At 75.1% G+C, this 21,247-nt stretch carries 19 protein-coding genes; 6 read left to right on the top strand and 13 right to left on the bottom strand.

The annotated features are described in order from the left end of the window. Positions 1-18: 18 nt before the first annotated feature. The 10 genes from WJX68_RS16940 to WJX68_RS16895 form a co-directional block, all read right to left on the bottom strand. On the bottom strand, positions 19-2,460 hold the full coding sequence (locus WJX68_RS16940; protein ID WP_340291975.1) for an NADH-quinone oxidoreductase subunit G: 2,442 nt from the start codon (positions 2,458-2,460) through the stop codon (positions 19-21). Beyond that, positions 2,457-3,806, bottom strand: coding sequence for an NADH-quinone oxidoreductase subunit NuoF (gene nuoF / locus WJX68_RS16935; RefSeq protein WP_340291973.1), 1,350 nt, complete (start codon positions 3,804-3,806; stop codon positions 2,457-2,459). Before nuoF ends, WJX68_RS16940 begins: the two co-directional genes overlap by 4 nt. Before the next feature lie 4 nt (positions 3,807-3,810). Next, positions 3,811-4,581, bottom strand: a complete 771-nt coding sequence (gene nuoE, locus WJX68_RS16930; RefSeq protein ID WP_340291971.1) for an NADH-quinone oxidoreductase subunit NuoE — start codon at positions 4,579-4,581, stop codon at positions 3,811-3,813. Continuing rightward, entirely contained in the window at positions 4,578-5,933 is a 1,356-nt protein-coding gene (locus tag WJX68_RS16925) for an NADH-quinone oxidoreductase subunit D (protein WP_340291969.1), read from the bottom strand. The genes nuoE and WJX68_RS16925 overlap by 4 nt, the downstream gene beginning before the upstream one ends. Further along, positions 5,930-6,763 (bottom strand): NADH-quinone oxidoreductase subunit C, encoded by an 834-nt coding sequence (locus WJX68_RS16920; RefSeq protein WP_422785720.1) that lies wholly within the window; start codon positions 6,761-6,763, stop codon positions 5,930-5,932. Before WJX68_RS16920 ends, WJX68_RS16925 begins: the two co-directional genes overlap by 4 nt. After that, positions 6,760-7,467, bottom strand: coding sequence for a NuoB/complex I 20 kDa subunit family protein (locus tag WJX68_RS16915; protein WP_340291967.1), 708 nt, complete (start codon positions 7,465-7,467; stop codon positions 6,760-6,762). The genes WJX68_RS16920 and WJX68_RS16915 overlap by 4 nt, the downstream gene beginning before the upstream one ends. Positions 7,468-7,474: 7 nt before the next feature. Next, complete coding sequence (locus WJX68_RS16910) at positions 7,475-7,840, bottom strand: NADH-quinone oxidoreductase subunit A (RefSeq protein ID WP_340291965.1); 366 nt, start codon at positions 7,838-7,840, stop codon at positions 7,475-7,477. 351 nt (positions 7,841-8,191) lie between these two features. Further along, on the bottom strand, positions 8,192-8,884 hold the full coding sequence (locus tag WJX68_RS16905) for a demethylmenaquinone methyltransferase (protein WP_340291963.1): 693 nt from the start codon (positions 8,882-8,884) through the stop codon (positions 8,192-8,194). 30 nt (positions 8,885-8,914) lie between these two features. Next, the gene (locus WJX68_RS16900) at positions 8,915-9,490 is read right to left on the bottom strand and encodes a hypothetical protein (protein WP_340291961.1); all 576 of its coding nucleotides are present in this window, start codon (positions 9,488-9,490) and stop codon (positions 8,915-8,917) included. Between the two features lie 66 nt (positions 9,491-9,556). Then, positions 9,557-10,714, bottom strand: a complete 1,158-nt coding sequence (locus WJX68_RS16895) for a glycosyltransferase family 4 protein (protein ID WP_340291958.1) — start codon at positions 10,712-10,714, stop codon at positions 9,557-9,559. Positions 10,715-10,880: 166 nt separating this feature from the next. On the opposite strand from WJX68_RS16895, the gene WJX68_RS16890 reads away from it, so the two are divergent. Then, on the top strand, positions 10,881-11,699 hold the full coding sequence (locus WJX68_RS16890; protein ID WP_340291956.1) for an inositol monophosphatase family protein: 819 nt from the start codon (positions 10,881-10,883) through the stop codon (positions 11,697-11,699). Between the two features lie 30 nt (positions 11,700-11,729). Here WJX68_RS16890 and WJX68_RS16885 read toward each other — a convergent pair whose 3' ends face one another. Further along, positions 11,730-12,212, bottom strand: a complete 483-nt coding sequence (locus tag WJX68_RS16885; protein ID WP_340291953.1) for a DUF3592 domain-containing protein — start codon at positions 12,210-12,212, stop codon at positions 11,730-11,732. 96 nt (positions 12,213-12,308) lie between these two features. Here WJX68_RS16885 and WJX68_RS16880 point away from each other — a divergent pair, with 96 nt between their 5' ends. Next, positions 12,309-13,586 (top strand): isochorismate synthase, encoded by a 1,278-nt coding sequence (locus WJX68_RS16880; protein ID WP_340291951.1) that lies wholly within the window; start codon positions 12,309-12,311, stop codon positions 13,584-13,586. A 12-nt stretch (positions 13,587-13,598) separates the two neighbouring features. Here WJX68_RS16880 and menD read toward each other — a convergent pair whose 3' ends face one another. Then, positions 13,599-15,290 (bottom strand): 2-succinyl-5-enolpyruvyl-6-hydroxy-3-cyclohexene-1-carboxylic-acid synthase, encoded by a 1,692-nt coding sequence (gene menD / locus WJX68_RS16875; RefSeq protein ID WP_340291949.1) that lies wholly within the window; start codon positions 15,288-15,290, stop codon positions 13,599-13,601. Positions 15,291-15,401: 111 nt separating this feature from the next. On the opposite strand from menD, the gene WJX68_RS16870 reads away from it, so the two are divergent. After that, a complete protein-coding gene (locus WJX68_RS16870; RefSeq protein WP_340291947.1) occupies positions 15,402-16,478 on the top strand; it encodes an alkene reductase in 1,077 nt (358 codons plus the stop codon). A 10-nt stretch (positions 16,479-16,488) separates the two neighbouring features. Here WJX68_RS16870 and WJX68_RS16865 read toward each other — a convergent pair whose 3' ends face one another. Continuing rightward, positions 16,489-17,208 carry a PIG-L deacetylase family protein gene (locus WJX68_RS16865; protein WP_340291946.1) on the bottom strand — a complete coding sequence of 240 codons (720 nt, stop codon included), beginning with the start codon at positions 17,206-17,208 and terminating at the stop codon, positions 16,489-16,491. 246 nt (positions 17,209-17,454) lie between these two features. Here WJX68_RS16865 and WJX68_RS16860 point away from each other — a divergent pair, with 246 nt between their 5' ends. From WJX68_RS16860 to WJX68_RS16850, 3 genes are all read left to right on the top strand, one after another. Next, positions 17,455-18,732: an MFS transporter gene (locus WJX68_RS16860; protein ID WP_340292078.1), complete on the top strand. Its 1,278-nt coding sequence runs from the start codon at positions 17,455-17,457 to the stop codon at positions 18,730-18,732. A gap of 80 nt (positions 18,733-18,812) precedes the next feature. Next, positions 18,813-19,547 (top strand): dienelactone hydrolase family protein, encoded by a 735-nt coding sequence (locus WJX68_RS16855; protein WP_340291944.1) that lies wholly within the window; start codon positions 18,813-18,815, stop codon positions 19,545-19,547. Between the two features lie 20 nt (positions 19,548-19,567). Continuing rightward, entirely contained in the window at positions 19,568-21,226 is a 1,659-nt protein-coding gene (locus WJX68_RS16850) for an ABC-F family ATP-binding cassette domain-containing protein (RefSeq protein WP_340291942.1), read from the top strand. The last annotated feature ends 21 nt before the right edge of the window (positions 21,227-21,247 follow it).

Genomic DNA, 21,247 nt, shown 5'->3' with positions numbered 1-21,247 from the left:
GCGGCACCTGGAGCAGGTTCACGACGCACTTCCGTTCCCGGCCGGGCCGACCGTCACGAGGTCACCGTGGCCCACCCCGAGCGTGGGGCGGACGTGCGAGCCGGGCGAGCAGGTGGGCAGCCAGACCACGCCGTCGGGCAGGTCGGTCAGCGCCACCGGCAGGGTGATCGCGCCGCGGGCGGTGCGGACGGTCGCGTCCTCGCCCTCGACCAGGGCGAGCCGCTCGGCGGTCGCGGCGTTGACCTTGACGTAGGGCCGCCGCGCGGTCCCGGCGAGCGCGGGCTCGTCGATCTGCAGGCTGCCGTCGTCGATCATCTGCCGCGAGGTGGCGAGCACGGCCTGGCCGTACCCGGGGCGGCGGGCCTGCCCGGCGGTGTGGTCGGGTGCGGCCCCGCCGGCGCGGCGCGAGCCGAGCCGCTCCAGCTCGCCGGCCGCGGCGGCCGGGGTCTGGGTGAACAGGTCCGCGTCCATCTCCACGCCGAGGGTGTCGAGCACCCGGCAGTCCGGCAGCACGCCGGTGGCGTCGAGCGCGACGCCGAACGGGCGGTGGCGGCCCTCCCAGTTGACGTAGGTCCCGGAGCGCTGGGCGTCCGGCGCGACCGGGAGCACGACGTCGGCGAGCTCGGTCACCGCGGAGGTGTGCATCTCCAGGCTGACCAGGAACCCGACCTCGCGCAGCGCGGTGATCGCGGCCGTCGGGTCGGCCATGTCCTGCGGGTCGACCCCGCCCACGACCAGCGCGGACAGCGTGCCGTTCGCGGCGGCGGCGAGGATGGCGTCGCCGTCGCGGCCGGGGGTGGCCGGGACCGGGGCGCCCCAGGCCTGCTCCAGCTCGGCACGGGCGGCGGCGTCGGTGACCGGACGGCCGCCGGGCAGCAGCGTCGGCAGCGCGCCCGCCTCCAGGGCGCCGCGGTCCCCGGCCCGGCGCGGCAGCCAGCCGATCGCCGCGCCGGTGCGGGCCGCGAGGGCCGACACCGCCGAGTACAGGCCCGGCGACTCCGCGGCGCGGTCGCCGACCAGGATCACCGAGCCCGGCTGCTCCAGCGCCGCGACGACGTCGCCACCCGGGTCGGCGACGACGGCCGCCTCCGCGCCGGGGACGGCGTGCAGCGTGGTGGCGCCGGTCTTCTCCGCGCCGTAGGTGGTGAACGGCCCGACCTGGAAGTGGCGCAGGCCCTTCTTCCGGTACGCCTTGCGCAGGCGCAGGAAGACGATGCCCGACTCCTCCTCGGGGTCGGTGCCGACGGTGAGCACGGCCGGGGCGTTCTCGATCGCCGTGAAGGTGACCGAGTCCTCCGGCGTGCCGCCGACGACGTGCGCGGCGAGGAACTCCAGCTCCTCGTCGGAGTGCGGCCGGGCCCGGAAGTCGACGTCGTTGGTGTGCGCGACGACGCGGGCGAACTTGGCGTAGGCGTAGGCGTCCTCGACGGTCAGCCGCCCGCCGGGCAGCACCCCGATGCCGCCGGCGGCGCGGGCCGCGAGCAGCCCCTCCGCGGCGACGGCGAGCGCCTCGGTCCAGGACGCCTCGGTCAGCGTGCCGTCGGCCCGGCGCACCATCGGCCGGGTGATGCGGCCGGCGCTGCCGGTGTAGCGGAAGGCGAAGCGGCCCTTGTCGCAGAGCCACTCCTCGTTGACCTCCGGGTCGTTGCCCGCGAGGCGGCGCAGCACCACGTCGCGCCGGGAGTCGGTGCGCAGGTCGCAGCCGGAGCTGCAGTGCTCGCAGGTGCCCGCGGTCGAGCGCAGGTCGAACGGGCGCGACCGGAACCGGTAGGCGGCGCTGGTCAGCGCACCGACCGGGCAGATCTGGATCGTGTTGCCCGAGAAGTACGACTGGAACGGCTGGTCCTCGGCGATGCCGATCTGCTGCTTCGCGCCGCGCTCGAGCAGGTCGATGAACGGGTCACCGGCGATCTCCTCGGAGAACCGCGTGCAGCGCTGGCAGAGCACGCAGCGCTCCCGGTCGAGCAGCACCTGCGACGAGATCGGCAGCGGCTTCGGGAACGTCCGCTTGGTCTCGACGAACCGCGAGTCCGACCGGCCGTGCGCCATCGCCTGGTTCTGCAGCGGGCACTCACCGCCCTTGTCGCAGATCGGGCAGTCGAGCGGGTGGTTGATGAGCAGCAGCTCCATCACGCCCTGCTGGGCCTTGTCGGCCCGCTCGGACGTGTGCTGGGTCTTCACCACCATCCCGTCGGCGACGGCCATGGTGCAGCTGGCCTGCGGCTTGGGCATCGGCCGGCCGCCCATCTCGACCTCGACCAGGCACTGGCGGCAGGCGCCGGCCGGGTCGAGGAGCGGGTGGTCGCAGAACCGCGGGACCACGATGCCGAGGCGCTCGCAGGTGCGGATCAGCAGCTCGCCCTTGGGCGCGTCGACGACCTGGCCGTCGATGGTGAGGCGGACGTGGCCCTCGGGGACGGGTGTCTCCTCGGTGGCGTTCCGCTCCGGTGTGAGGGTCATGCGCTCGCTCCGGTCAGTGCGGCCAGCTGCTCCGGGCGGTCCACATCGGGCTGCTCCGCGATGAGGTCCAGGAACTCCTGGCGGAAGTACGTGATGGCGCTGGTGATGGGGCTCGTCGCGCCGTCGCCGAGTGCGCAGAAGGAGCGGCCGAGGATGTTGTCGCAGACGTCGAGCAGGGTGTCGATGTCGGTCGTCGTGCCCTCGCCGCGCACCATCCGCTGCAGCACCTGGGTCAGCCAGTAGGTGCCCTCCCGGCAGGGGGTGCACTTGCCGCAGCTCTCGTGCTTGTAGAACTCGGTCCACTTCATGACCGCCCACGGCACCGAGACGGTCTCGTTGAAGACCTGCACCGCGGTCGTCCCCAGCATGGAGCCGGCCTCGGCGGCGCCCTCGAAGTCCAGCGGGACGTCGAGGTGCTCGGCGGTGAACAGCGGGGTGGACGAGCCGCCCGGCGTCCAGAACTTGAGCGGGATCCCGTCCTTCATGCCGCCGGCGAGCTCCAGGAGCTCGCGCAGCGTGATGCCCAGCGGCGCCTCGTACTGGCCGGGGCGCTCGACGTGGCCGGACACCGAGTAGATCTTCGGCCCGGGCGACTTCTCGCGGCCCATCGAGCGGAACCAGGCGGAGCCGCCGTTGACGATGGCGGGGACGCTGGCGATCGTCTCGACGTTGTTCACCACGGTCGGGCACGCGTAGAGCCCGGCGGTCGCGGGGAACGGGGGCTTGAGCCGCGGCTGGCCGCGACGGCCCTCCAGCGAGTCGAGCAGCGCCGTCTCCTCGCCGCAGATGTAGGCGCCCGCCCCCGCGTGGACGACGATCTCCAGGTCGAACCCGGAGCCGAGGATGTCGCGGCCGAGGTAGCCCCTGGCCTTCGCCTCGCGGACCGCCGCGCGCAGCCGGCGGATGCAGTGCAGGGCCTCGCCGCGCACGTAGATCGCGCAGAAGTTCGCGCGGATCGCGTAGCTGGTGACGATGCAGCCCTCGATGAGCGCGTGCGGGTCGGCCATCATCGTCGGGATGTCCTTGCAGGTGCCCGGCTCGCCCTCGTCGGCGTTGATGACGAGGTACTTGGGCTTGGCGCCCGGGCCGGTCCCGCTGCCGTCGTCCTGCGGGATGAAGCCCCACTTCATCCCGGTCGGGAACCCGGCACCGCCGCGCCCGCGCAGCCCCGAGTCCTTCACCAGCTGGATGAGCTGGTCGGGGTGGGCGGCGAACGCGGTGCGCAGCGAGGTGTAGCCCTCCAGCTGCTCGTAGGTGTCGATCGACCAGGACCGCGGCGACAGCCACCGCCGGGTCAGGACGGGCGTGATCGGGTCCGGCTTGCGCACAGGCTCTGTGGTGCTCATGCGATCACTTCTTCTCCGGTAGCGCGGGCATCGCCGGCGGCTCGTCGGGCAGCGCCGGGGCGGTCCAGCCGTTCTCCTCGGCCATCCGCGCCCCGCGCACCGACTCGACCGCGCCGGACGGGCCCTCGACGCGGGCGGTGGTGTCGACGGTGGAGGCGTCGTCGGTGAACCCGGCCAGCTCCAGCTCGACGGTCCGCAGGTCGGTCAGCGGCGCCCCGCGGGTCGGCTGCGGGCGCTCGCCGCGGCGCAGCGCGTCGACGAGCTCGACCGCGGACCCGACCGTCTGGTTGTCGAAGTACTCGTAGTTGACCTGCAGCACCGGCGCGAGGTCGCAGGCCGCGAGGCACTCGGCGTGCTCGAGGGTGATCGAGCCGGTGCTGCCCGGCTCGCCCACCGTCTCCTCGTGGCCGAGCGGCCGGTCCTCGCTGCCGAGGTGGGTGCGCAGCCGGGCGTAGATGTCGTCGCCGCCCAGCGCCGCGCACAGGGTGTTCGTGCAGACGCTGACCAGGTGCTCACCGCAGGGGGTGCGCTTGTACATCGTGTAGAACGTCGCGACCGCGGAGACCTCGGCGGTGGTGAGGTCCAGCGCCTCGGCGCAGTACCGGATGCCGTCGGGGCTGACGTACCCCTCGACCGACTGCACGAGGTGCAGCAGCGGGAGCAGCGCCGAGCGCGACTCCGGGTACAGGGAGATGATCTCCTTGGTGCGCGTGCGCGTCAGCTCGTCGAACGCGGGCGAGACCGGCGACGGCTCGACCGGCGGGGTGCTGGTCATCGGTCGCAACCTCCCATCACGGGGTCGATCGAGGCGACGGCCGCGATGACGTCGGCGACCTGGCCGCCCTCGCTCATCGCGGGCATCGTCTGCAGGTTCACGAAGCTGGGGTCGCGCAGGTGCACGCGGACCGGGCGGGTGCCGCCGTCGGACACCGCGTGCACGGCGAGCTCGCCGCGCGGGGACTCGACCGCCGCGTACGCCTGCCCCGGCGGGACGTGGAACCCCTCGGTGACCAGCTTGAAGTGGTGGATCAGCGACTCCATCGACTGACCCATGATCTTGCGGACGTGCTCGAGGGTGTTGCCCATGCCGTCGCTGCCGACCGACAGCTGCGCGGGCCAGGCCACCTTCGGGTCGTCGACCATCACGCGGCCGGGGCCGAGCTCGTCGAGCTTCGCCACCGCCTGCTCCATGATCCGCAGCGACTCGTGGATCTCGGCGACGCGCAGCCGGTAGCGGGCGTAGCAGTCGGCCTCGGTCGCCGTCGGGACCTCGAAGTCGTACTGGTCGTAGACCGAGTACGGCATGTGCTTGCGCAGGTCCCAGGCCAGGCCGGCCGAGCGCAGGATCGGGCCGGACGCGCCGAGGGCCAGGCAGCCGTCGACGGGCAGGTAGCCGACGCCCTCCAGGCGCTGGCGCCAGATCGGCTGCCCGGTGAGCAGCCGGTCGTAGTCGGGCAGCCGGGAGTTCATGACCTTCAGGAAGTCACGGACCTTCTCCTGCCAGCCGTCGGGCATGTCCTGGGCGAGGCCGCCCGGGCGGAAGAAGGCGTGGTTCATGCGCAGGCCGGTGAGGAACTCCAGCAGGTGGAGCACCTCCTCGCGCTCGCGGAAGCCCGAGGTCATGCCGGTGAGCGCGCCCAGCTCCATGCCGCCGGTGGCCAGCGCGACGAGGTGCGAGCCGATCCGGTTGAGCTCCCAGAGCAGCACCCGCAGGTGCTCGGCCCGGGCGGGCACCTCGACGCCGAGCAGCTTCTCGACGGCCATGCAGAAGGCGCCCTCGTTGAACAGCGGGGCCAGGTAGTCCGCCCGGGTCACGAAGGTGACGCCCTGGGTCCAGGTCCGGTACTCGCAGTTCTTCTCGATACCGGTGTGCAGGTAGCCGATCACCGCGCGGCCCTGGGTGACGGTCTCGCCCTCCAGCTCCAGCACCAGGCGCAGCACGCCGTGCGTCGACGGGTGCTGCGGGCCCATGTTGATGACGATGCGGTCGTCGTGCTCGGCCTCGAGCAGGTCGTCCCAGTCGCCGCCGGTGACGGTGTAGACCGTGCCCTCGGTGGTCTCCCGGCCGGGCGCGGCGTACGGGTCGGTGGTGGCGTCGGCGGTGGTGGGGTCGGCGTCAGTCGTCACGAGTAGGCCCTCCGCTCATCGGGCGGGGGGATCTCCGCGCCCTTGTACTCCACGGGGATGCCGCCCAGCGGGTAGCTCTTGCGCTGGGGGTGGCCGTCCCAGTCGTCGGGCATGAGGATCCGGGTCAGTGCGGGGTGGCCGTCGAAGACGACGCCGTACATGTCCCAGGTCTCGCGCTCGTGCCAGTCGGCCGTCGGGTACACGTCGACGACGCTGGCCACGTGCGGGTGCTCGATGTCGAGGGCGACCTCCAGGCGCACCCGGCGCCGGTAGGTCATCGACAGCAGGTGGTAGACGACGTGCAGCGGCCGGTCGACCGGCGCGCCGTCGGGCGCCGAGTAGTCCACCCCGGACACCCCGGAGCAGAACTCGAAGCGCAGGGCCGGGTCGTCGCGCAGGGTGCGGGCGACCTCGTGCAGCCGGGCGGGCTCGACGTAGAGGGTCAGCTCGTCGCGGTCGATCGTGACCTGCTCGACCGCGGAGCGCGGGATGCTCCGCTCGTCGAGCGCCGCGCCGAGCTCGTCGGCGAACTCGTCGAACCAGCCGCCGAAGGGTCGCTCGGCCGGCGCGGGCGCCCAGCCCGGCAGGCGCAGACCGCCGTAGCCGGAGGTGTCGCCGGTGCCGCGGACGCCGAACATGCCCGACCGGGTGCGGGTCTCGGTCATCGGCTGCGCGGGGCGGGCGCCCGCGAGCGCGTCGCCGGGGGCGGCGCCGCCCGCGGACTGCTGCTGCAGGGCGGCGTCCCCGCTCTCCTGCGACGACGAGTGCGCGCCACCGGTGGGCTCGGCGTCGTCCTTCGAGGTGCCGGTCGGCTCCGTCGGTCCGGTCACTTCGCCTCACCCCTCGCCGCGTCGGCCAGCGACGGCAGCTCGGCCGCCCGCTCGCCCGCGACCAGCTCGTTCATGGACGGCTTCGGCTGCGCACCCGGCTCCAGGTAGTTCGGGACGTCCTGGGTGCGGGTGTTCTTCAGCGCGCCGAGCTGCTTGTGCTTCGGCGCGAACTTCACCGACGACGGCACCATCGGCGTCCGGTGCCCGGAGGCCGCGAGCTCGGCGGCCCGCTTCGGGCCGAGCGGCTCGTCCATGATCTTGGCGTGGATCTTCAGGATCGCGTCGATGAGCATCTCCGGCCGCGGCGGGCAGCCCGGCAGGTACATGTCCACCGGCACGACGTGGTCGACGCCCTGGACGATCGCGTAGTTGTTGAACATGCCGCCGGAGCTGGCGCAGACGCCCATCGCCAGCACCCAGCGCGGCTCGGGCATCTGGTCGTAGATCTGGCGCAGGACCGGCGCCATCTTGTTGCTCACCCGGCCCGCGACGATCATCAGGTCCGCCTGGCGCGGCGAGGCCCGGAAGACCTCCATGCCGAACCGGGCGAGGTCGTAGCGCGGCGCACCGGTGGTCATCATCTCGATGGCGCAGCAGGCCAGGCCGAACGTGGCGGGCCAGAGCGACGACTTCCGGGTCCAGTTGACCAGCTTCTCGACGTTGGTCAGCAGGACGCCGCTGGGCAGGTTCTCCTCGAGTCCCATGACGGCCTCAGTTCCACTCGAGCCCGCCGCGACGCCATTCGTAGGCGTACGCGAAGGCGATCGTGGCGATGTAGAGCGTGATGGCCACGAACCCGAAGACACCGACCGCGTCGGCGACGACGGCGTACGGGTACATGAACACCAGCTCGATGTCGAACAGGATGAACAGCATCGCCGTGAGGTAGTACGCGACCGGCACACGACCGCCGCCGACGACCGGCTGCGGCGAGGGCTCGATCCCGCACTCGTAGGAATCCAGCTTGGCGCGGTTGAACCGGCGCGGGCCGATCAGTGGCGCGGACGCGACCGAGAACAGCGCGAACCCCGCCGCCAGCACGAACAGCAGGACGAGCGGGAGATAGGGATCGAGCATTCCTGCACCTTCGTAGTCGCGCGGCCACCGCCGTTGGTGGTGATCGACAAGCCGAACGGGGCGACCCTATGTCCGGGGCCCTGTGACGAAGAACCCAGGCGAGCCTTACCTGTGACGGGGTGCGGGTCACATGTGATCCGCATCGGCGCAGGTGGGCGCGCTCCGGGCCGCGTGTCGACCACCACCCTTGTGAAAAAGTTCACGAACTGCGCGAGCAGTGTAGGACGGCGCCGCGATGATCGCGTGTCCGGATCGGCCGGCGTCGCGGAAGTCCTTGCGGCACAACGGCGATCCGGTATCGCGATGAGGGCCCCGCCGGGCGGGGCGGACCGGCCGCGGGCCGGTCGGGGCTCAGGCCGGCTTGGAGGCGCGGTGCAGCGCGACGGCGCCGAAGGTCAGGTTGCGCCAGGCCGGGCGCTCCCAGCCGGCGTCGGCGATCTTCTGCGCCAGGGCGGGCTGGTCGGGCCAGTCGCGGATGGACTCGCTCAGGTACAGGTACGCCTCGGGGTTCGAGGAGACGGCACGCGCGACGGCCGGGATCGCGTGCCCGAGCACGACGTCCTGGTAGAGCGTGCGGAACGGGGCCCAGGTCGGCGTCGAGAACTCGCAGACGACCAGGCGCCCGCCGGGGCGGGTCACCCGGGCCATCTCGCGCAGGCCGGCGACGGTGTCGTTCACGTTGCGCAGGCCGAAGGAGATCGTGACGGCGTCGAAGCTGCCGTCGGCGAAGGGCAGGTGCAGCGCGTCGGCGGCGGCCTTGGGCACGTCGCGGCGGGCGCCGGCGCGCAGCATGCCGAGCGAGAAGTCCGCGGCGACGCACCAGGCGCCGTCCTTCGCCAGCTCCACGGTCGACACCGCCGTGCCCGCGGCCAGGTCGAGGACCCGCTCACCGGGACGCAGGGCCAGCGCGCGGCGGGTCCGGCTCCGCCAGTAGCGGTCCTGCCCCGCCGACAGCGCGGTGTTGGTCAGGTCGTAGCGCCGGGCGACGCCGTCGAACATGCGGGCGACGTCGTGCGGGTTCTTGTCGAGCTCGGCGCGGGACACGCCGCCCAGCCTACCGACCCGCTCCGGCGCTCACCTGCGGCCGAACTGCTCGGCCAGCACCTCCCGCAGCCCCCGGAGGTGGTCGGCCCGCACGCGGGCGGCGACGGCGGGCCACTCCGACGCCGGGGTGCTGACCCCGGTGCCGTCGCCGGTGAAGGCGCGCATGCCGTGCAGCGCGATCCAGCGGTGGTCGTACTCGTGCGGCGCCGTGCGGTCCCAGGCCACGGCCCGCACCGCGGCCCGGCGGACCCGGGCGGGGTCGGCGAACGCCCAGCGGTTCACCGGCCCGCCGAACCGGTCGCGCAGCACCGCGAGCGCCTGGGCGGCGGTGGTGTCGGTGCAGCGGCAGGCGTCGTAGCGGGCCCGCAGCTGGGCCGCGTAGAACCAGCGGGCGGCCTCCGGCATCGCGCCGTGCGCGACGAGGTTCTCCGACAGCGCGAAGAGCACCGGCGGCATCTGGCGGTGCGGCGCGACGAGCACCGCGGCGCGGGCGGTGTCGCGCACCGCGAGGTCGGGGTCGAGCAGGCGACCCATCAGGCGGACGGCGGCGGAGGTGTCGACCGCGGCGAGCTCACCCCGGGGTGCGACGACGATCGTGCGGCTCATGCGCCCACCGTCCCCGCGCGGCGGGCCCCGCGGATCCGCACGACTACGCAGGCCGCCGCCCGCCGCTCACGCGGCGAGGCGGTCCGGGGCGGCGCGCAGCACGTCGCCGTAGTGCGCCAGCAGCTCGTCGCCGACCGCGGTCCAGGTGCGCCGCAGCACCGACTGGCGGGCGGCCTGCCCGAACGCGCGGTTGCGCTCCGGCTCGCACAGCGCCGCGACCGCGGCGACCAGCTCGCGGTCCGCGGCGTCGGTGACCGGGTCGCCCGGCTCACCGCCGTCGGGCCGCGGCGCAACCAGGTAGCCGGTGCGGTCGGGCAGCACCAGGTCGCGCGGGCCGCCGGCGTCCGGCGCGACGACCGGGACGCCGGAGGCCAGCGCCTCCTGCACGGCCTGGCAGAACGTCTCGGACTGCCCGGTGTGGACGAACACGTCGAGGCTGGCGTAGATGCTCGCGAGCTCGTCGCCGCCGCGGTGGCCGAGGAACGCCGCCGACGGCAGCCGCTCGCGCAGCCCGTCCGCGCTCGGCCCGTCGCCGACGACGACCAGCCGCGTCCCGGGCAGGTCACCCAGCACCGCGAGCCGCTCGACCTGCTTCTCCGGGGCGAGCCGGCCCACGAACCCGACGAGCCGCTCGCCGTTCGGGGCGAGCGCGGCGCGCACGGCGTCGCTGCGCCGCGACGGGGTGAACCGGCGGGTGTCGACGCCGCGCGCCCACTGGTGCACCCGCGGCACGCCGCGCTCGCGCAGCGCACCGGTCGCCCAGCTCGACGGCGCGAGGGTGCGGTCGGCCATCGTGTGCAGCCGGCACGTCCAGCGCCAGGCCGCCCGCGCGGTCAGGCCGAGGCCGTAGGAGGAGGCGAAACCGGCCACGTCGGTCTGGTAGATCGCCACCGTCGGCACCCCGAGGCGCCGGGCCGCGGCCAGCCCGCGCGCCCCGACGACGAACGGCGCCGCCAGGTGCACCACGTCCGGCCGGAACCGGCGCAGCGCCGTGAGGATCCGCCGGCTGGGGACCCCGACCGGCATCGAGTTGACCACCGGCAGCTCCACCGCCGGGATCCGGACGACCGGGATCCCGTCGTGGGAGTCGGCCTCCCCGGTGCCCGGGGCGACGACGACCACGTCGTGCCCGGCGGCGCGCAGGTGCTCGCACACCCGCAGCACCGAGTTGGTGACGCCGTTGACCACCGGCAGGAAGCATTCCGAGACGATTGCGACGCGCACACGGCGACAGTGGCCGGGGTGGTACAGCGGGTCCGGTCCGCGGCGTGATCAACCCCCCAACCCTGGGCGAACATCGGGTGGGCGGAGCGCGAGTTGGCACGTCCGGCACGAGGTCGTCACCCGCGTGTCGTCGCCGGGACACCCCCCGCCCGGACACTCGGGCCGTATGACGGCCGTGCCGCGAACCGACCGACCGACCCGCCCGGTGGACCCGGCGCTGCTCTCCCGTGCGCTGGAGACCGCGGGCCGGCTGGCCAACGACGCCGCCGAGGTCATCACCGCGACGCTCGGCCGCGAGCACACCGGCTCGCTCGACGCCACCGCCAAGGCCAACCCGTTCGACTGGGTCACCGACACCGACCGCACCCTGGAGCGCCACACCCGCCGGGTGCTGGCCCAGGAGTTCCCCGGCTGCCCGGTCGTCGGGGAGGAGTTCGGTGCCGACCCGGGCGCCGCGACGGCCCCGCTGCGCTGGGTCGTCGACCCGGTCGACGGCACCGCCAACTACGTCGCGGGCCTGCCGTGGTGCGCCTACAGCCTCGCCCTGGTCGACGCCGACGGCCCGGCCGTCGGGGTGGTCGCCGACCCGGGACGCGGCCAGATCTACGCCGCCGCCCGCGGGCGCGGTTTCCGGGCGAACGGCGTGCCGGTCCCGCCGCGGCGCACCGCACGGGCCGCCGGGTCGCTGGTGTGCGCGGAGGACCCGGAGGCCGGGTTCGTCGAGCGGGCCCGGGCCGCGCACGTCGGCGTGCGGGTGCTCGGCTCGGCCGCGCTCGCGATCACCCAGGTCGCGCTGGGCAACGCCGCCGCCGCCGTGCTCACCAGCTACCACGAGTGGGACGTGGCGGGCGCGCTCTGCCTGGCCTCCGAGGCCGGTGCGCTGGTGCTCGGGCGCGACGGCCGGTGCACACCGCTGCCCGAGGGCGGGCTGCTCGTCACCGCGCCGCAGGTCGCCGCCGAGATCGGCGCGCTCTGGCGGGGCTGACCCGCAGGCCGCCGGCCCGGACGGTGCGGCTCAGACGGTGCCGTGGCGGGCGCGGCGGCGGCGCAGCCACACGACCAGCGGCGCCACCAGCAGCCAGCCGCCCGCGACCAGCCCGGCCACCGGGAGGATCCCGTCGACGGCGGTGCGCCCGGCGACCCGGACGTTCGTCGGGTCGGCGGTGTCGTACTCGACGTAGATGTTCTCCCCGGGGGTGAGCCCCACCGGGTAGGAGACGCCCGAGGCCGGGGTCTGCAGGCGCCCCTGGTCGTCGACGAACCGGACGACCGTGCGCCAGTAGTCCGAGCCGTCGAGCACCGTCGCGGCGGTCGTCCCGCGGTGGCCGTCGATCGCGACGTCGACGGCGAACGCACCGCCCAGGGCGACGAGCGCGACGAGCGTCCACGCCAGCCCGACGGCCAGGACGATCTCGGGGAGGAAGTACCGCGCCCGGCCCAGCAGCCGGGACGCGGCGGCCCGGGTCTCGGTCAGCACATCACCGGTCGGACTGGTCACGGCGCCCGAGTCTAGGAGCGCTGCGTCACCCGGGTGTGTCCGGTACCTCGCACCCTCGCCCCCTCCCCCGCCGGCGATGTTGCCTACTCTCGAAGCGTGACAGTCGCACCGGCCACCACCGCGTTGCGCGTCCGCACCCGCCCGCTCCGTCTCGACGGGCGGCTGCTGGACGTGCTGCCCGGCGACGGCGGCGAGCTGTCCTGGGTGCGCGGCGACGACGGCGTGGTCGGCTGGGGCGAGGTCGCGCGGTTCACCGCGTCGGGCCCCGAGCGGTTCGCCGACGCCGACCGCTGGTGGCGTGGCGTGGTCGACCGGCTCGACGCCGCGAGCAGCCACGACGACGTCCGCCTCCCGGGCACCGGCGCGCTCGCCTTCGCCTCGTTCACCTTCTCCGACGACGGGCCCGGCTCGGTCCTGGTCGTCCCGCGGGTGATCGTCGGGCGGCGCGGGCACCGGGCGTGGGTCACCGAGATCACCCCGGCCGACGTCCCGGCGGCACGGACCCCGCTGCCGGTGCCGTCGCCGGTGCGGCCCGGCGGCCGGCTGTCCTACGCCGACGGCGACGTGCCCGCCCACCGCTACCGGGTCGCCGTCGCCGCGGCGGTCGAGCGGATGCGCGCGGGGCAGCTCGACAAGGCCGTCCTCGCCCACGACCTGCTGGCCCACGCCGACGACCCGCTCGACCCGCGGTTCCTGCTCCGCGGGCTGGCCCGGCGCTACCCGACCTGCTGGAGCTACGCCGTCGACGGCCTGGTCGGGGCCACCCCCGAGCTGCTGCTGCGGCTGCGCGGGCGGACGGTGGAGTCCCGGGTCCTCGCGGGCACGATGTGGCCGGGATCCGGCCCGGCCGCCGACGGCCCGGGCACCGACGCCGACACCGCGACCGCGCTGATCGCCTCGGCCAAGGACCGCCGCGAGCACGCCTACGCCGTCGACTCGCTGGCCGCGTCGCTGCGCCCGCTGGTCGCCGAGCTGCACGTGCCCGACGCGCCGTCGGTGCTGACCCTGCCGAACGTGTCGCACCTGGCCAGCGACGTGCACGCCCGTCTGGACCCCGCGCGGCCCGCGTCGCTGCTCACGCTGATCGGCGCGGTGCACCCGACCGCGGCCGTCGGCGGCACCCCGACCGCGGACGCGACCGCGCTGATCGCCGAGATCGAGGGCCTCGACCGCGGCCGCTACGCCGGCCCGGTCGGCTGGATCGATGCCGACGGTGCCGGGGAGATGGGCATCGCGCTGCGCTGCGCGGAGCTGCACGGGCGCACCGCCCGGCTGTTCGCCGGCTGCGGGATCGTCGCCGACTCCGACCCCGACGCCGAGGTCCGCGAGGCCGCGGCGAAGATGCGCGCGGTCCGCGAGGCCCTGGAGGGCTGAGCCGCCGGGCGCTCAGCCGTCCGGTGCGGCGGTGACGGCGGCCCGCAGCGCGGCGTGGGTGTCGCGCAGCCCGCCCCGGGACGCGGCGACGCGGACGAGGCGGCGCCCGGAGCCGGGGCGCGCGGCGAGCTCGGCCGGGTCCCCCGACCAGTCCGCGGCGGACCAGCCCGCCGCCCGCGCCAGGCCGAGCAGGTCGGCGCCGACCGGGGTGCCGAACACCCGCTCGAAGGCGTGGGCGTGCTCGTCGCCGCCCTGCTCCAGCAGCGAGAAGATGCCGCCGCCGTCGTCGTCGAGGACGACCGTGGTGAGGTCCGGGACGGCCTCGGCGCGCCCGGCGAGCATCCCGGTCGTGTCGTGCAGCAGCGTCAGGTCGCCGAGCAGCAGCGCCGTCGGGCCGCCGCGGTGGGCGAGCGCGGCGCCCGTGGCGGTGGACACGGTGCCGTCGATCCCGGCCACCCCGCGGTTGGACCGCACCGTGAGACCGGCCCGCGGGGCGGCGGCGAGCGCGACGTCGCGCACCGGGTTGGACGAGCCGAGCACCAGCTGCCCGCCGTCGGGCTGGGCGGCGACGACGGCGCGGGCCAGCGCGAGCCCGGGGGCGCCGTCCGCGACACCGCCGTCGAGCGCGCGGTCGAGCGCCGCGGACGCGGCCCGGTCGGCCGCCGCCCACGCGTCGGCGAAGCCCGGCGGCGGGGCCAGCGCGGGCAGGGCCCCGACCGCGCGGACGGTGCCCGGGACGTCGGTCCACGGCGCGCCGTCCGGGCCGGGGTCGGCGTACACCGCGACGTCCGGGTCGGCGAGCAGCCGGGCGACCGCGCGGTGCAGCGTCGGCCGCCCGAGGACCACGACCTGCGCCGGTCGCAGCTCCGCGCGGTCCAGCAGCCAGGGGCCCGCGCGCAGCGCGTGCGCCCACCACGGCGAGGTCGGCTCCGCCACCAGCGGGGCCCCGCCGAGCAGCGCCGGGGCCGCGGCGGGCCCCCCGCCCCCGGCGACGACCAGGGTCGGTGCGGCCGGGTCGAGCGGCAGCGGCGCCGGCGTGCGCACCGGCGGGGCGACGACCGTCCAGGGCCCGCCGTCGTCGCGGCCGGGCGCGACGCCGCCGCCGAGCAGCCCGGCGGTGCCCGAGCCGGGGACGGGCGGGCCGTCGTCGGGGACCAGCGGCTCGGCGTAGGGCAGGTCGAGCTGCACCGGGCCGGGCCCGCCCGCACCGGCCCCCCGCGCCGCGGCCAGCACCCGCGCGAGCGCCGCCCGCCAGCGCCGCGCATCGGCGTCCGTGGCGCGCGACGGCGGGGTGGCCAGGACCGCGGACCCGCGGACCGCGCCGCCGAACAGACCGGTCTGGGCGATCGTCTGGCTGGCGCCGGTGCCGACGAGCTCGGGCGGGCGGTCGGCGGCGAGCACCAGCAGCGGCACCCCGGAGTGCGACGCCTCCAGCACCGCCGGGTGCAGGTTCGCCACGGCCGTCCCGCTGGTGACCGCGACCGGCACCGGGCGGCCCGAGGCCAGCGCCAGGCCGAGCGCGAGGAAGCCCGCGGTGCGCTCGTCGATGCGCACGTGCAGGCGCAGCAGGCCGAGTGTCTCGGCACGGGCCAGCGCGAACGCGAGCGGGGCGTTGCGCGAGCCGGGGCAGAGCACCGCGTCGGCGACGCCGCTGCGCACGAGCTCGTCGACGATCACCCGGGCCTGGGCGGTGGAGCCGTTCACGGTCACCAGCCTAGGAAACGTGACGATCGCCGCCCGCGCGGTCCGGAAGCTCTGCGGCACAGGCGTCGTTGACCTCTCACGGATCTGCATCCGACCGGAAGGAACCCGACCGTGAGCTCCCCGCTCCGTGCCGACAGCCCCCTGCTCGCGCCCGCCCGGGTCGGCGACGTGCCCGTCGCCAACCGGGTCTGGATGGCGCCGCTGACCCGCAACCGCGCCGACGCCGACGGGACCCCGAACGACCTGCAGGCGACCTACTACGCCCAGCGCGCCGGCGCCGGCCTGATCGTCGCCGAGGGCAGCCAGCCCTCCGCCGTCGGGCAGGGCTACCCGAACACCCCGGGCGTGTACACCGACGCCCACCGCGCCGGCTGGGCGCGGATCGCCGAGGCCGTGCACGGCGCCGGCGGCCGCATCGTCGTGCAGCTGATGCACGCCGGGCGCATCTCGCACACCGACAACAACGGCGGCGTCACCCCGGTCTCCTCGACCGCGACCCCGGCCGCCGGCCAGATCTTCACCGCCACCGGCCCGCAGGACCACGCGACGCCGCGCCCGCTGACGGCCGAGGAGGTCCCGGGCGTCGTGCGCGAGTACGCCGACGCCGCCCGCCTCGCCGTCGACGCCGGTCTGGACGGCGTGGAGCTGCACGCCGCGAACGGCTACCTGCTGCACCAGTTCCTCGCCGACGGCGTCAACGACCGCACCGACGGCTACGGCGGCACGGCGGAGAACCGGGCGCGGATCGTCGTCGAGACGGCGCGGGCGACCGTCGAGGCGATCGGCGCCGGCCGCACCGGCATCCGGATCTCCCCCGGGCACCCGTTCAACGACATCTCCGAGACCGACCTGTCGGTCTACGAGACGCTCGTCGCCCAGCTGGCCGAGCTGGACCTGGCCTACCTGCACGTGATCGCCGAGGCCGACGACCCGATCGTCGCCAAGCTGCGCGCGATCTGGCCGAACACCTTCGTGCTCAACACCGGCTTCGGCGCCGAGTCCGACCGCGACGGGCTGGAGCGCCTGCTCGCCGACGGGGTCGCCGACGCCGTCGCGGTGGGCCGCCCGTTCCTGGCCAACCCCGACCTCGTCGCGCGCTGGCGCGCCGGGGCGGAGCTGAACGAGCCCGACCAGGCCACGTTCTACGGCGGCGGCGCCGAGGGCTACACCGACTACCCCGCCCTCTGACCCGCCCGGGTCAGGGACGCAGGTACTCGAACGGGGTGGCCGCGGTGGCGCCGGGCAGGCGCGCCGCGGTCGCCCCGGCCGCCTCGCGCAGGAACGTGGCGGGGTCGGTCATCGGCCCGGCGCCGAGCCCGTCGAGGTAGGCGCGGTGCGCCGAGAGCGAGGCGACGGCGGCGTCGAGGTGGCCGGAGATGTCGACGGCGTGCCGCGACACCGGTGACGCGGCGGCCGCGATCCCGGTGACGCCGTCCCACGCCGGGCCGGTGCCGGGGAACAGCCAGCGGTTGGCCGCGTCGCGGACGGCGTCGACCGTCGCCCGCCCGACGGCGACGTGGTCGGCGTGGTTGGGCGACTCCCCGGCGTCCCAGAACTCCCGGAAGTTGCCGGTGACCACGAGCTGCGGCCGGTGCCGCCGGATCGCGGCGGCGATGTCGCGGCGCAGCGCCACCGAGTACTCGACGAGCCCGTCGGGGTGGTCGAGGAACTCGCACGCGGTGACGCCCACGGCCGCGCAGGCCGCCCGCTGCTCGGCCTCGCGCACCGGCCCGCACTCGGCGGGGTCCAGCCCGTCGATCCCGGCCTCCCCGCGGGTGACGAGCAGGTAGGCGACCTCGCGGCCCTGCGCGGTCCACCGGGCGACGGCGCCGGACCCGCCGTACTCCATGTCGTCGGGGTGGGCGACCACGACCAGGGCGCGGTCGAAGGTCTCGGGCAGCGGCAGCAGGTCGGCCATGGACGCGAGTGTGCCGCCGTCCACACCGCCGGTGTGGCCGGAGCACGTCACGGTCGACTCACGGATGTGGGCGGAACCGGTGAATCGGTCACCCGACCGCATTACCGTCTCCCCACCGACCGCAAGTCTCATCGATGGGGAGAGACCGTGTCCGACACGCACACCGGCGCCACCGCGCCGGGATCCGGGGCGCCGCCGGCGTCCGAGAAGCCGCCCACGCCGATCGCCAAGGTCGTCGCGGGGAGCATGCTGGGCACCACGGTCGAGTGGTACGACTACTTCCTCTACGGCGTCGCCGCCGCCCTGGTGTTCCCGTCGGTCTTCTTCCCGGACTCCGACGGCGCGACGGGCACGCTGCTCTCGCTGGGCACCTTCGCGGTGGGCTTCATCGCGCGGCCGGTCGGCGGGCTCGTCTTCGGCCACTACGGCGACAAGATCGGCCGCAAGAAGCTGCTCGTGCTCTCGCTGATGATGATGGGCGTCTCGACGTTCCTCATCGGCGTGCTGCCCACCTACGCGCAGGTCGGCGTGCTCGCGCCGCTGCTGCTCGTGGTGCTGCGCCTGATCCAGGGCTTCGCCCTCGGCGGCGAGTGGGGCGGCGCGGTGCTCATCGTGTCCGAGCACGGCAGGCCCGAGCACCGCGGCTTCTGGGCGAGCTGGCCGCAGGCCGGCGCCCCGGCCGGGCAGCTGCTCGCCAACGGCCTGCTCGCGATCATGGCGCTCGTCCAGTCCGAGGAGGCCTTCCTGGCCTGGGGCTGGCGGATCCCGTTCCTGCTCTCGGCGGTGCTGGTGCTCATCGGCCTCTACGTGCGGCTCGCCGTCGAGGAGTCGCCGGTGTTCCGTGAGGCCCAGGCGAAGGCGGCCGAGCGGGCCGCGGCCGGGGAGAAGGACACCATGCCGATCCTGGAGGTCCTGCGCAGCTACCCGCGCGAGGTCCTCACCGCGATGGGCGCCCGGTTCGCCGAGAACGTCTCGTACTACATCTTCACGATCGTCATCTCGACCTACGTGAAGGAGCAGTTCGCGCTGCCGTCGTCGTTCGTGCTGGGTGCGGTGCTGATCGGTGCCGCCGTGCACCTGGTGACCACCCCGATGTGGGGTGCGATCTCCGACCGGGTGGGCCGCAAGCCGGTGTACCTGTTCGGGGCGGCCGGGGTCGGCGTGTGGGCGTTCGTGTTCTTCGCCCTGGTCGACACGCAGAGCTTCGCCCTGACCGCGGTCGCGGTCACCGTCGGCCTCGTGCTGCACGGCGCGATGTACGGCCCGCAGGCGGCGTTCCTGTCCGAGCTGTTCGGCACCAAGGTCCGCTACTCGGGCATCTCGATCGGCTACCAGCTGGCCTCGGTGTTCGCCGGCGGTCTCGCGCCGCTCATCGCGGCGTCGCTGCTGGTCGCGACCGGGACCGGCTACGCCATCGCCGCCTACATCGCGGCCGCCTCGGTCGTGACGATCATCGCGGTCGCCACGTACTCCGAGACCCGGACCCGCCGGCTCGACGGCGACGACGCCCTGTCGGCCCGCTGACGATCACCGCGAGCGCCGCGGCTCCCGGGGGCGTAGAACGGGCGGCAGACCCGATCCGACGTCCCCCGGGAGCCGCAGCCGTGCCGCGTACCGACCTGACGATCCCCACCGCCGACGGCGACGCCGCCGCGTCGCTGCACACCCCCGAGGGCGACGGCCCCTGGCCGGGTGTCGTCCTCTACCCCGACGCGGGCGGTGTCCGGCCCGCGCTGCACGACATGGCCGCGCACCTGGCCTCGCTCGGCTACGCGGTGCTGCTGCCCGACGTCTACCACCGCCACGGCGACTGGGCCCCGTTCGACTTCGCCACCGTCTTCTCCGACCCGCCGGAGAAGGAGCGGCTGATGGGGATGCTGTCGTCGCTGACGCCGGACCTCGTCGCGATCGACGCCGAGGCGTGGGTGACCGCGCTGCTGGCCCGCCCGGAGGTAACCGGGCCGAAGCTCGGCGTCACCGGCTACTGCATGGGCGGGGTGATGAGCCTGCGCACCGCGGCGACCCAGCCGGAGCGGGTCGCGGCGGCCGCGTCGTTCCACGGCGGCAACCTCGCCACCGACGACCCCACCAGCGTGCACCGCCTGGCCGACCGGTTCCGGGCCGCGATCTACGTCGCCGGCGCCAGCGACGACAGTTCCTTCCCCGACGAGCAGAAGCAGCGCCTCGACGAGGCCCTGTCCGCGGCCGGGGTGGACTACACGCTGGAGACCTACCCCGCCGCGCACGGTTTCGCCGTGCCGGACGCGCCGGTGCACGACGACGAGGCCGAGCAGCGGCACTGGGACGCCCTGCACCGCCTCTTCGGGGCGAACCTGTAGGGGTAGCGTCTGCGCTCGACATGAGCGCGACCCTGCACGTGACGGACGTGGCCGCGGGCCACGGCGACCGTCCCCTGTTCTCCGGGCTGGACCTCGTCGTCGCACCGGGCGACGTGGTCGGCCTGGTCGGTGCCAACGGCGCCGGCAAGTCCACCCTGCTGCGGATCCTCGCCGGCGAGCGGGCGCCCGACGACGGCCGCGTCGTCGTCGCGCCGCCGGACGCGACCGTCGGGCACCTGGCCCAGGAGCCCGACCGGCGTCCCGGCGAGACGGTCGCGGGGTTCCTCGCGCGCCGCACCGGCGTCGCCGAGGCGCAGGCCGCGATGGACGCCGCCGCCGAGGGCCTGGCGACCGGCGCGGACGGCGCCGACGACGCCTACGCCGCGGCGCTGGACCGCTGGCTCGGCCTCGGCGGCGCCGACCTGGAGGAGCGCACCGGCGAGGTGCTGCGCGAGGTCGGCCTGGACGCGAGCCTCGACGCCGGACCCGACGCGGCGATGACCGGGCTGTCCGGCGGGCAGGCGGCACGGGCGAACCTGGCCGCGCTGCTGCTGTCACGCCACGACGTCCTGCTGCTCGACGAGCCCACCAACGACCTCGACCTCGACGGCCTGGCCCGCCTGGAGGGCTTCGTCGCGGGCCTGGCCCGCCAGGGCACCCCCACCGTGCTGGTCAGCCACGACCGCGAGTTCCTCGCGCGCACCGTGAACCGGGTCGTCGAGCTGGACCTGGCCCAGCAGCTCGTCCGCGTCCACGACGGCGGCTGGGAGTCCTACCGGACCGAGCGGGAGGTCGCCCGCCGGCACGCCCGCGAGGACTACGAGGAGTACGCCGACCGGCTCGGCGCGCTCCGGCAGCGCGCCACCATGCAGCGCAACTGGATGGCCCAGGGCGTGCGCAACGCGCGCCGCAAGACGAAGGACCCGGACAAGAACGTCCGCGCGCAGCGCCAGGAGTCCAGCGAGAAGCAGGCCGCGAAGGCCCGCCAGACCGAGCGCGCGATCGAGCGGCTCGAGGTCGTCGAGGAGCCCCGCAAGGAGTGGGAGCTGCGGATGTCGATCGCCGTCGCGGCGCGCTCGGGCGCGGTCGTCACGCGGGCCGACGGCGCCGTGGTGCGGCGCGGCGACTTCGTGCTGGGTCCGGTGACCGTGCAGGTCGAGTGGGCCGACCGGGTCGTGGTCACCGGCGCGAACGGGGCGGGCAAGTCGACCCTGCTCGCCCTGCTGCTCGGCCGGGTCGCGCCCGGGTCGGGCGCCGCCGGGCTGGGCTCCGGGGTGGTCGTCGGGGAGATCGACCAGGCGCGCGGCACGTTCGCCGGGGACGCGACGCTGCTGCGCGCGTTCGGCGAGCAGGTGCCCGACCACGCCGAGTCCGAGGTGCGGACGCTGCTCGCGAAGTTCGGGCTGACCGCGGACCAGGTGCTGCGGCCCGCGGCGTCGCTGTCACCGGGCGAGCGGACCCGCGCCGGGCTGGCGCTGCTGCAGGCCCGCGGGGTGAACCTGCTGGTGCTCGACGAACCGACCAACCACCTCGACCTGCCCGCGATCGAGCAGCTCGAACAGGCGCTGGACGCCTTCACCGGCACGGTCCTGCTCGTCACCCACGACCGGCGGATGCTCGACACCGTCCGGGCGACCCGGCGGTGGGAGCTGCGGGACGGCGCCGTCCACGAACTCTGAGCGGAACTCCGAGCGCCGCCC

Source organism: Pseudonocardia spirodelae (genome assembly GCF_037727765.1).
Classification (GTDB): Bacteria; Actinomycetota; Actinomycetes; order Mycobacteriales; family Pseudonocardiaceae; genus Pseudonocardia; species Pseudonocardia spirodelae.
Note: the sequence above shows the minus strand (reverse complement) of the source record. Positions and strands in the feature narration are given on the sequence as shown.